General features: G+C 38.4%; 12 protein-coding genes. 4 read left to right on the forward strand and 8 right to left on the reverse strand.

The features are described from left to right. Nucleotides 1–32 precede the first annotated feature (32 nt). Genes addB through DT250_RS14025 form a run of 3 tightly spaced genes read left to right on the forward strand, consistent with a single transcriptional unit; the run spans nt 33 to nt 7,570 of the window. Complete coding sequence (gene addB, locus DT250_RS14015) at nt 33–3,548, forward strand: helicase-exonuclease AddAB subunit AddB (protein WP_149213194.1); 3,516 nt, start codon at nt 33–35, stop codon at nt 3,546–3,548. Then, nucleotides 3,545–7,270, forward strand: coding sequence for a helicase-exonuclease AddAB subunit AddA (gene addA, locus DT250_RS14020; RefSeq protein WP_149213195.1), 3,726 nt, complete (start codon nt 3,545–3,547; stop codon nt 7,268–7,270). Before addB ends, addA begins: the two co-directional genes overlap by 4 nt. A 12-nt stretch (nt 7,271–7,282) precedes the next feature. Further along, nucleotides 7,283–7,570 carry an RNA polymerase alpha subunit C-terminal domain-containing protein gene (locus DT250_RS14025; protein ID WP_001240558.1) on the forward strand — a complete coding sequence of 96 codons (288 nt, stop codon included), beginning with the start codon at nt 7,283–7,285 and terminating at the stop codon, nt 7,568–7,570. An 81-nt stretch (nt 7,571–7,651) separates the two neighbouring features. On the opposite strand, the gene gerPF is transcribed toward DT250_RS14025, so the two are convergent. From gerPF to DT250_RS14060, 7 genes are all read right to left on the reverse strand, one after another. After that, nucleotides 7,652–7,867 (reverse strand): spore germination protein GerPF, encoded by a 216-nt coding sequence (gerPF, locus tag DT250_RS14030; protein WP_001141570.1) that lies wholly within the window; start codon nt 7,865–7,867, stop codon nt 7,652–7,654. Between the two features lie 42 nt (nt 7,868–7,909). Beyond that, nucleotides 7,910–8,296 carry a spore germination protein GerPE gene (locus DT250_RS14035; protein WP_000902337.1) on the reverse strand — a complete coding sequence of 129 codons (387 nt, stop codon included), beginning with the start codon at nt 8,294–8,296 and terminating at the stop codon, nt 7,910–7,912. A gap of 15 nt (nt 8,297–8,311) precedes the next feature. Further along, nucleotides 8,312–8,506 carry a spore germination protein GerPD gene (gerPD, locus tag DT250_RS14040; protein ID WP_001052804.1) on the reverse strand — a complete coding sequence of 65 codons (195 nt, stop codon included), beginning with the start codon at nt 8,504–8,506 and terminating at the stop codon, nt 8,312–8,314. 6 nt (nt 8,507–8,512) lie between these two features. Continuing rightward, nucleotides 8,513–9,127: a spore germination protein GerPC gene (gerPC, locus tag DT250_RS14045; protein WP_001070746.1), complete on the reverse strand. Its 615-nt coding sequence runs from the start codon at nt 9,125–9,127 to the stop codon at nt 8,513–8,515. 68 nt (nt 9,128–9,195) lie between these two features. Further along, complete coding sequence (gene gerPB / locus DT250_RS14050; RefSeq protein WP_001012506.1) at nt 9,196–9,402, reverse strand: spore germination protein GerPB; 207 nt, start codon at nt 9,400–9,402, stop codon at nt 9,196–9,198. A gap of 14 nt (nt 9,403–9,416) precedes the next feature. Continuing rightward, nucleotides 9,417–9,638, reverse strand: coding sequence for a spore germination protein GerPA (gene gerPA, locus DT250_RS14055; RefSeq protein ID WP_001111187.1), 222 nt, complete (start codon nt 9,636–9,638; stop codon nt 9,417–9,419). A gap of 92 nt (nt 9,639–9,730) precedes the next feature. After that, a complete protein-coding gene (locus DT250_RS14060) occupies nt 9,731–9,910 on the reverse strand; it encodes an aspartyl-phosphate phosphatase Spo0E family protein (RefSeq protein ID WP_000462847.1) in 180 nt (59 codons plus the stop codon). A 246-nt stretch (nt 9,911–10,156) separates the two neighbouring features. Here DT250_RS14060 and DT250_RS14065 point away from each other — a divergent pair, with 246 nt between their 5' ends. Beyond that, on the forward strand, nt 10,157–11,056 hold the full coding sequence (locus DT250_RS14065; protein WP_179952843.1) for a fumarylacetoacetate hydrolase family protein: 900 nt from the start codon (nt 10,157–10,159) through the stop codon (nt 11,054–11,056). A gap of 34 nt (nt 11,057–11,090) precedes the next feature. Here the strand turns inward: DT250_RS14065 and DT250_RS14070 are convergent, their stop codons facing one another. Then, on the reverse strand, nt 11,091–11,375 hold the full coding sequence (locus DT250_RS14070; protein ID WP_046956998.1) for a hypothetical protein: 285 nt from the start codon (nt 11,373–11,375) through the stop codon (nt 11,091–11,093). Nucleotides 11,376–11,379: the final 4 nt, after the last annotated feature.

The following is an 11,379-nucleotide window of genomic DNA, read 5'->3' on the forward strand; positions in this document are numbered from 1 at the left end:
ACGTTCGTTATGTAAGTGAAAGGTGGGGTTACATGTCACTTCGATTTGTAATTGGTAGAGCGGGAAGTGGAAAAAGTACACTTTGTTTACACGAAGTGCAGGAAGAGTTAAAGCAAAGCCCAAGAGGGAAAACAATATTATATCTTGTGCCAGAACAGATGACATTCCAAACGCAGCAGGCGTTAATTGGTAGTGAGGATGTAAGAGGTTCTATTCGGGCACAAGTTTTTAGTTTTTCACGATTAGCGTGGAAGGTACTGCAAGAAGTTGGTGGAGCGAGTCGCCTTCACATTGATGAAGCGGGCGTACATATGTTACTTCGTAAAATTGTAGAGTCTCGTAAAGATGGATTATCGGTGTTCCAAAAAGCAGCGGAGCAAAACGGTTTCTTTGAACATCTTGGTAGTATGATTGCGGAGTTTAAACGTTACAATGTGACGCCATCTAACGTATATGAAATGTGGCAACAATTAGACGCACATAGTAGCAGTGCAGAACAAAAGCTATTAGCGAATAAAGTGTATGATTTACAACTATTATATGATGATTTTGAACGTGCTTTAATCGGAAAATATTTGGATTCAGAAGACTACCTACAATTGCTAGTCGAAAAGCTTCCACAGTCTGAATATGTAAATGGGGCTGAAATTTATATAGATGGATTTCATTCATTTTCACCGCAAGAACTAGAAATTGTAAGACAGCTTATGATTTGCGGTGCGAGAGTTACGATCACGTTAACGATAGATGAAAAAACGTTAGCGCAGCCAGTAAATGAACTAGATTTATTTTATGAAACGACGTTAACGTATGAAAAAATAAAGCAAGTGGCGCGTGAAGAGAAGATAGAAATTGAAAAAACGATTCCACTTATGGAACAACCGCGTTTTCATTCGCAAGCATTAGCGCATTTAGAAACGCATTACGAAGCACGTCAAAATGAAAAGTTTCACGGAGAAGCAAGTGTAACGATTAGTACAGCAGCGAATTTACGAGCTGAAGTAGAAGGTGTTGCGCGTGAAATTCGTAGACTTGTGACGGATGAAGACTATCGTTACCGAGATATTGCAGTCCTTCTTCGTAACGGAGAAAGTTATTACGATGTGATGCGAACGCTATTTACAGATTATAATATCCCGCATTTCATCGATGAAAAACGCCCGATGTCACATCATCCGCTAGTAGAATGCATTCGTTCTGCACTCGAGATTATTAGCGGAAATTGGCGTTATGATGCAGTGTTCCGCTGCGTGAAAACAGAGCTTTTATATCCATTAGACGTAAGAAAAGAAACGATGCGCGAAGAGATGGATGAGTTTGAAAACTACTGTTTAGCGTACGGTGTACAAGGGAAGAGATGGACTTCTGAGGATCCGTGGATGTATCGCCGCTATCGTTCTCTTGACGATACGGACGAGATGATTACAGACAGTGAACGTGAAATGGAAGAGAGAATAAATCGACTGCGCGACGTTGTAAGAACGCCTGTTATTCGTATGCAAAAAAGACTGAAGCGAGCGGGAACAGTGATGCAAATGTGCGAAGCTGTTTATTTATTTTTAGAAGAGCTAGACGTTCCGAGAAAACTAGAAGCATTACGTATTCGTGCAGAAGAGAGCGGAGATTTCTTATTTGCGACAGATCATGAGCAAGTATGGGAAGAAGTAATGAGTCTTCTTGATACGTTCGTTGAGATGCTTGGCGAAGAGAAAATGTCACTTTCTATGTTCACAGATGTTATGTCGACAGGTCTTGAGGCGCTTCAATTCGCAAACATTCCGCCGTCATTAGACCAAGTGTTAATTGCTAATATTGATCGTTCAAGATTATCAAATGTGAAAGCAACATTTGTCATTGGCGTGAATGAAGGAGTTATTCCGGCAGCACCGATGGATGAAGGGATGCTTTCTGATGAGGAAAGAGATGTTCTTAGCTTTGCAGGTATCGAATTAGCACCAACGACGAGACAAACCTTATTAGAAGAACAGTTCGTTATGTACCAAATGGTAACGAGAGCAACTGAGAAATTATATATTTCATGCCCGCTTGCAGATGAGGAAGGGAAGACGTTACTTGCGTCTAGCTTTATTAAGAAAATAAAAAGAATGTTCCCTGATGTGAAAGATACATTTATTACAAATGACGTAAATGATTTATCACGTTCGGAACAAATTTCATACGTAGCAACGCCAGAAGTAACGTTGTCATATGTTATGCAGCAACTTCAAACGTGGAAGCGATATGGATTTGAAGGGAATTTAGATTTTTGGTGGGATGTATATAACTTCTACGTAACTTCAGATGAATGGAAACAAAAAAGTAGCCGCGTATTATCAAGTTTATTCTACCGAAATCGTGCACAAAAGCTAAGTACAGTTGTAAGTAGAGATTTATATGGAGATAAAATAAAAGGAAGCGTATCTCGTATGGAACTATTTAACCGTTGCGCATATGCTCATTTCGCGCAGCACGGTTTATCGTTAAGAGAGCGTGACATTTTCAAACTGGATGCACCCGATATCGGGGAACTATTCCATGCAGCGCTGAAGAGAATTGCGGACAGGCTATTACGTGAAAACCGTACTTGGGCGGATTTATCAATAAAAGAGTGTGAGCATCTTTCTGTTGTAGTAATAGAAGAGATCGCACCGTTATTACAAAGACAAATTTTATTAAGTTCAAATCGTCATTTCTATTTAAAACAAAAACTACAACAAATCATTTTCCGTACATCAATCATTCTTCGTGAACATGCGAAGTCAAGCGGTTTCGTACCAGTTGATTTAGAAGTGCCATTCGGTATGGGCGGTACAGGATCGCTTCCGCCGATGGAATTCTCATTACCAAATGGTGTAAAGATGGAAGTAGTTGGTCGTATTGACCGTGTTGATAAGGCGGAAGATGAAAATGGGACGTTCCTACGTATTATTGATTATAAATCAAGCTCAAAAGCGTTAGACTTAACGGAAGTGTATTACGGATTAGCACTTCAAATGTTAACGTATTTAGATGTTGTTACTTCGAATGCACATACGTGGATGAAAAAGGGAGGTACTGCATCACCGGCTGGTGTACTGTACTTCCATATTCATAACCCGATCGTTGAGATGAAGGGTGACGCATCTGAAGCGGAAATTGAGAAAGAGATTTTAAAGAAATTTAAAATGAAAGGACTTGTACTAGGAGATGCTGATGTTGTTCGTTTAATGGATAACAAACTTTCGACAGGAAGCTCTGATATTATTTCTGCTGGTTTGAAAAAAGACGGCAGTTTTAGTGCGCGTTCGAGTATTGCAAGTGAACAAGAGTTTAACGTACTTCAAAAATACGTACACCATACGTTTGAAAATATCGGAAAAGACATTACAGAAGGCGTTATTGATATTGCTCCTTATAAGAAGGGGAATAAAGCGGCGTGTACGTTCTGTAACTTCAAATCTGTTTGTCAGTTCGATGAATCACTCGAAGATAACCAGTTCCGTACGCTAAAAGATATGAAAGATAGCGAAGCGATGGAGAAAATTAGAGAGGAGGTTGGCGGAGAATGATTGAAAATTGGCCTAAAAAACCAGCAGGTAGTCAGTGGACGGATGACCAGTGGAAAGCGGTTGTAGCGAACGGACGTGATATATTAGTCGCGGCAGCAGCTGGATCAGGGAAAACAGCAGTATTAGTTGAACGTATTATTAAAAAGATTATAAATGAAGAAAATCCAGTCGATGTCGACCGCCTGCTCGTTGTAACATTTACGAATGCAGCGGCGCAAGAGATGAAAAACAGAATTGGGGAAGCGTTAGAAAAGGTATTAATTGATGAGCCAGGATCGCAGCACGTAAGAAAGCAGCTTAGCTTATTAAATAAAGCTTCTATTTCAACGATCCATTCATTTTGTTTACAAGTAATTAGAGGATATTATTACATGCTTGATGTTGATCCTCGTTTCCGCATTGCGAATCAAACAGAAAACGAATTATTAAAAGAAGAAGTGTTAGATGACATATTAGAAGAAGAGTATGGAATCGAAGATAATAGTATTTTCTTTGAACTCGTTGACCGTTATACGAGTGACCGTAGTGATGATGACTTACAGCGTATGATTTTAGCGCTTCATACAGAATCAAGAGCGCATCCAAATCCGGAAAAATGGCTCGATAAATTAGTAGAAGCATACGACGTGGAAGGAAAGACGATTGAAGATTTAGTGTACGCTTCTTACTTATTAGAAGATGTGAAATTCCAGCTTGAAACAGCAGAGACACATATTCGTAAAGCGACTGAACTCGCAATGCTTCCTGACGGTCCGGCGCCCCGCGTTGAAACACTGCAAGCTGATGCAGTTTTACTTGGAACGTTATCATCAGCTGCTTGTGAATCATGGACAAGTGTGTATGAAGCGATGAAAAATGTATCGTGGCAAACGTTAAAGCGTATTAAGAAAAGTGATTACAACGAGGATGTTGTAAAACAAGTAGACTCTCTTCGTAATAAAGCGAAAGATGAAGTGAAGAAATTACAAGAAGAGTTATTTAGCCGCAGACCTGAAAGTTTCTTACGAGATTTTCAAGATATGCATCCTGTATTAGAAAAACTCGTACAGCTTGTAAAAGTATTTACAGAGCGTTTCCAAGCGATGAAGCGGGATAAAGGAATGGTCGATTTCACAGATTTAGAGCATTTCTGTCTACAAATTTTAAGTGAACAAAGTGAAAACGGTGAAATGAAGCCATCAGCAGTAGCACTTCAATATCGTAATAAATTTGCTGAAGTACTAGTCGATGAATATCAAGATACGAACTTTGTGCAGGAATCCATTATTAAATTCGTAACGAAAGATTCTGAGAGTGAAGGGAACTTGTTCATGGTAGGTGACGTGAAGCAGTCGATCTATCGTTTCCGACTAGCAGAACCAGGACTATTCTTAGGAAAGTATAAACGCTTTACGCAAGAAGGATTAGGCGGCGGAATGAAGATAGACTTAGCGAAAAACTTCCGTAGCCGTCATGAAGTGTTAGCGGGTACGAACTTTATTTTTAAACAAATTATGGGTGAAGAAGTCGGAGAAATCGACTACGATGCAGACGCTGAATTGAAGCTAGGTGCTAGCTACCCAGAAGGTGAAGATGTAGCGGCTGAACTACTATGCATTCAGCAAACAGAAGAAGAAGTGCAAGACGGAGAAGAAGGTGCGGAAGTAGAAAAAGCACAACTTGAAGCTCGCCTTATGGCGCAGCGTATTAAAGCGATGGTTGATTCAGGTTATGAAGTGTATGATCGTAAAACGGATAATATGCGCCCTGTACAATACCGCGACTTCGTTATTTTACTTCGCTCTATGCCATGGGCGCCGCAAATTATGGAAGAATTAAAGCTGCAAGGAATTCCAGTATACGCTGATCTTGCGACTGGTTACTTTGAAGCGACAGAAGTAAATATTATGATGAACGTATTCCGAGTGATCGATAATCCGATGCAAGATATTCCGCTTGCCGCCGTACTTCGTTCACCAATCGTTGGACTAAATGATGAAGAACTTGCAACATTGCGTGCTCACGGAAAGAAAGGTTCGTTTTATGAAGTAATGAGCTCATTCTCAAAAGGGGCACCGCTTGAAGAAGAACAAGAATTACATGATAAATTAGAGTGGTTCTATAACTTACTGCAAGGATGGCGTGAATTCGCGCGTCAACAGTCACTTTCTGATTTAATTTGGAAAGTGTACGGTGAGACAGGTTATTACGACTTTGTTGGCGGTTTACCAGCCGGAAAGCAAAGGCAAGCAAACCTGCGTGTACTATATGACCGCGCAAGACAATATGAAGCAACATCGTTTAGAGGATTATTCCGCTTCTTACGCTTTATTGAGCGTATTTTAGAACGCGGTGATGATATGGGAACGGCGAGAGCTTTAGGTGAACAAGAAGATGTCGTTCGTATTATGACGATTCATAAAAGTAAAGGACTTGAGTTCCCAGTCGTATTTGTAGCGGGACTAGGTCGTCGTTTTAATACACAAGATTTAATGAAACGTTTCTTACTGCATAAAGACTTCGGTTTCGGTTCACAATTTATCGATCCTCGTAAACGAATTAAATATACGACATTATCGCAACTAGCAATTAAGCGTAAAATGAAAATGGAATTAATCGCGGAAGAAATGCGCGTGTTATACGTAGCGTTAACGCGTGCGAAAGAGAAGTTAATTTTAATTGGAACGGTTAAAGATGCCAATAAAGAAATGGAAAAATGGCTCGATGCAAGGGAGCATAGTGAATGGTTATTACCAGACCATATACGTGCCGGAGCGTCTTGTTATTTAGACTGGATTGCACCTTCATTATATAGACATCGTGATAGTGAAATGCTTCTTGAATTAGGACAAGGAAGCATTCCGGGTGAAATTTATGGATATGACACGAGCTGGAAAGTAGAAGTTGTTGACGGCAAAACGTTACTTGCACCGGAACCGGTTCAAGAAGAGAAACAAGAATTGTTAGAAGCACTTCGTGAGAAAAAAGCTGTTCCACTACAAAGTGAACGGAAAGAAGAAGTGTACGACAGATTAATGTGGAAGTACGGATATGAGGAAGCAACATCTCACCGTGCGAAACAGTCTGTTACAGAAATAAAGAGAAACTACCAATCAGAAGAAGGTAGCGATAATGCCTTTATTAAAAAACTGCGTGCACCAATTAAAACGCGTCCTCGTTTTATGGAGAAAAAAGGATTGACGTACGCAGAGCGTGGGACAGCAGTCCATGCTGTTATGCAACATGTAGATTTGAAGAAGCCGATTACAGAAGAAGTAATTCGGGAGCAAATTAATGGCATGGTTAATAAAGAATTATTAACATTCGAACAAGCAGACGAAATAGCAATTGAAAAAGTGATTTCATTCTTTGACAGTGACCTAGGTAAAAGGGTATTAGCGGCGAAAAGTGTTGAGCGTGAAGTACCATTTACGATGATGCTTGCAGCAGAAGAGGCGTATCAAGATTGGCAAGGTAAGAGTGACGAAACAATTCTTGTCCAAGGGGTTATCGACTGCATGATTGAAGAGGAAGATGGTATCACTTTAATCGACTTCAAAACGGATACGATTGAAGGGAAATTCCCAGGCGGATTCGATCAAGCGAAACCAATTTTAGAAGATCGATATAAAGTACAGCTTTCGTTATATGCAAAGGCGCTTGAAAAAAGCTTGCAACATCCTGTGAAAGAGAAATGCTTATATTTCTTTGATGGCAATCATGTTGTCAAAGTTGAGGAATAGAGGGACTTGAAAATGGCAATGGAAAAAACTTTAAGAACTTGTGAACAGGGACATGAGTATTATAAAAGTAGCGATTGTCCAACTTGCCCAGATTGTGAGAAAGAAAAGAAACCTAAAACAGGATTTCTTTCACTTCTGTCATCACCAGCACGAAATGCGTTACAACATCATGGAATTCACACTATAGAAGAGCTCTCAAAATACAGTGAAAAAGAGATTTTAAAACTACATGGTATGGGTCCAGCATCTTTGCCAAAGCTTAGAAAGGCTTTGGAGGAGAGCGGATTATCATTTAAATAAAATGAAACAGTAAACAGTGGAGTTTTTTGATAATCTTGAATGAGATGAAAGAAAAAAGTAGGAGAATATCTCCTACTTTTTTTACGCTGTTCCGATCTGATCTTGATCGGCCACATCAGAATCAAACGTATTTGTTGCGCTAACGCCGCTAAAAGTGTTCACGACAAATCCAACATTGGAAGCTCCGGATCCATTATAAGCTTTCGTATTTTCTTTCGGAGACACGTTATAAAAATCCCCTAAATTGAACGAACCATTACTGTTTTGAACGACGAGATTTCCAACAACAGAAGGCATACTATCCACCTACTTTACTAAGATTTTTAATTACTATATGAATTATTGTGCGGAAGGTTCATCCGTAATATATTGGCGGATTTGCATAATACGAGAGTTATTAAAAACATAATCAACATTTCCAATTTGAAAGCAACCAGAATTTAAAAGTGTTCGCAATTCAACATTGTTTACTTCAATAAAGGGGCATTCATTTACAATGTTTAATTTTACATCTGTCGTTCGTTTTGGGATTGTGATGTGTTCATCTGTAAAGATTTCAAATGCGTCTAAGCGGCCTTCGTCTTTTATATAACAAGGAATTTCCCTATGGACGGCAAGAGCTCTACTTTTTAATTCCATTTGATTGGCATCTCCAACTTGAAATACGGCACTAATCCCTAAAGAAATAATAGAAACATTTTGGACAACAGACACATGATGTAACATAGTTTCTCAGTCTCCTTAACCTGGAGTAGGAGGGACATCTGTGACTAATGGTACAAATGGACCCTCTGTAACAGTTTCAAATGGTGTATCAAGAATAGAAGATAGTATGAGGAAATTTGCATCCCCAATTAAAAAGAGTGCGGACGACGATACACCGTTCATTTTAATCTGGCCGACTTTTAATTCGCGATTTACAACGTTAAGATTCATACATACTTACTCCTTTCGGAAATTGCCCGGTATGTGTTGAATAAAAGAGAGGAAAGCTTTGTCGATATCATGTTTCATTGCTTGAATAATGATATCTCGTAAATAATCTGGATCTGTTGAAATCCCTTCATAGGATTGCGTTTGTGATAAATAATAAGGAAGTCTATGCTCCATCTGTTTTTTTATGTCATCAACCATCATTTGTCGATACATTTCATCGAGCGGCGTTCTCTCTTCTTGTTCAAAATGGAGAATTCGATTATATGCTTCTTCATCTAAGTAACGATGCATTTCTTGGAGGATACCTTGGTAAAAATCTGGGTTTGTATCTGTTTCAGGATTTACTTTTAATGTTTCTGTATCCACTTGGAAATCTTCAATTTGCTGTCCTTTTGCTGAAAACGGATTTAAACCGATATTTAAAGTACCATTTAAATTTTCTACTTTTAATTGATCGAATTTGTATTCCACTTTTCCTACAGAAGAGGAGGGGCGATTTTTTAATTCGTTAAGCTCTTCCTGGAGTTGGCGAACTTGATCTTCTAGGTTAAGGATGGTTGCTTGTTGTGCTTGAAGAGCTTGTTGAAGTTGGTGTAAGTAAGTATATATATCTTGATTCATTTTATGAAACCTCCTTTTCAGTAGGGAGGGTAAAAATATTCCTGCTATATATTTATGACGAGGATGTCTTAAGAAGAACTAGTTGATGGTTTGATAGAAATAATTTGTCCTTTCGCCTGCAATGGGCGAAGGGGCTCTGTAAATCCACCACTATTTGAGAATTTAGATAGAGCTTTAATACTTCCTGCAGTACCAATTTGGAATACAGAAGAGGTTGTAATGCTATCAATTTTAATGCTATTAATGATGATGCTTTGGTTTACATAAAAATTCAATGAAATCGCCTCCTCTAAGTTGAACCAATTATCGCTTGATCAATTACATCTGAATCATTGACAGTCGTTGCGCTTTGATAATTGTAGACAGAAACGTTATCTCCAACATTAAAAGAGCCGGCCCCAGCAAAAGCGCGTGAATAACTAATAGGCCTAATCGCAAATACATCTCCAATATGAAAAATACCACTTGATCCAATATTGACGATACGAATATGTCCGACCATAGCTGGCATACAAAACACCTTTCGTTTTTAAAATTTTCTTTTCTACTATTGTATGGGCGTTTTCAATAAAATGTGTTTTTTTTATAAAAGAAACACACACGTTATTGCGTGTGTGTATTGAGTGTTTGATTAGGGTGAAAATCCGTATGTACATGCCAAATTACATTTAAGAGCCTGTCCAGTTCTTGGCTACAATCCACTGTTTTTTGAGAAGTCATTCCGTAGCGTTCAGCAAAATAAATCATTTTTTCACGTTTTTTTTCAATCGCTTGCTCAAACATTGAAATCGGCTCCATCTCTAAATGAAATTTTTAGTATATATGTAGTACATATTATACAAAAAACCAATAAAAAAGAAACACCTTCGCTAAAAAAAGTAAAATTTCTACATTTTATGCCAAATATAAAGGAGTAACGAATAGAATATGAGAAGAATATTGTAAAAATTAGCGTGCATGAGAAGGTTTTTTTCTTACGGATGCGAATACAATTAAAGGTCATGAGTTTTAGGATGGAGAGTGGAAATATTGCGTTTGGTAACGGCGAAAAAAGATGAAAAGGTATTTGTAGGTATTGTGGATGAAGAGGAAGAAAAGGTATTGCATGTAAGAGAAGCGCAAAGACAAAAAGGGGAAAAGGTTACGATTCCGATTACAATGTTAGAGTGTATTGAAAGAGGAACCGAATGCTTTGAAAAAATATGTGACATTGTAAATTGGGCAAAGGAAAATGAAGGGGCGGCGTATTATCCGTTAACTGAGGTGAAAATATTAGCACCAATTCCAAGGCCAAGGAAGAATATTCTTTGCGTTGGAAAGAACTATCGTGAGCATGCGATAGAAATGGGCGGAGTAGAGTCAATTCCGGAAAATATAATGATCTTTACGAAAGCGCCAACGACAGTTATTGGAATGAATGAAAAAATTAATAGTCATCCCCACGCAACGAATGAACTAGACTATGAAGGAGAACTAGCTATCATCATTGGTAAGCGAGGGAAACAAATAAAAAAAGAAAAAGCGCTTGAGCATGTTTTTGGTTATACCATTATAAATGATATAACTGCTCGCGACATTCAAAGGAAGCATAAACAATTTTTTCTTGGAAAAAGTTTCGATACATTTTGTCCGATGGGACCGTATCTAATTCATAAATCAATGGTTGAAACGCCAAATGCGTTAAACCTTGAAACGGTAGTAAATGGGGAAGTAAGACAAACTTCAAATACAAATAAAATGATTTTTTCAATAGAAGAAATCATTTCAACGATAAGTAAAGGAATGACGTTAGAGCCAGGCGATATTATCGCAACAGGAACGCCGGCTGGTGTTGGAAAAGGTTTCACACCACCGAAGTTTTTGCATGCTGGTGATGAAGTGGTCATTACAGTAGAAGGAATTGGTACTTTGCGAAATGTAGTGAAATGAAAAAAGAGCTATCTTGTGAAAAGATAGCTCTTTTCTATGGTCTTGGGTGATAGAGGTAATCGATAACCGAAAAAGTGTAAAGACCGACGAATGCAAGTGTACAAATACCAAATAGTATAACCGTAAGTGCGCTTTTTTCTCGTCCAAAACCAATGATAGTAAGGGTAACAGCAGTCCAAAATGATGCTTTCAGTAGTGTGAATGTAGTAGAAGTTGAGTAGTGACTAAGCAATGTTACGGAAAGGAGGAAGCCAAAGAATGTAACTAAAATAAAAGATGTAGCTAAATAGTTAATATGTTTACCATACCTTAATAACATATCG

Origin of the sequence: Bacillus sp. AR2-1 (genome assembly GCF_008368755.1) — a bacterium.
Classification (GTDB): Bacteria; Bacillota; Bacilli; order Bacillales; family Bacillaceae_G; genus Bacillus_A; species Bacillus_A wiedmannii.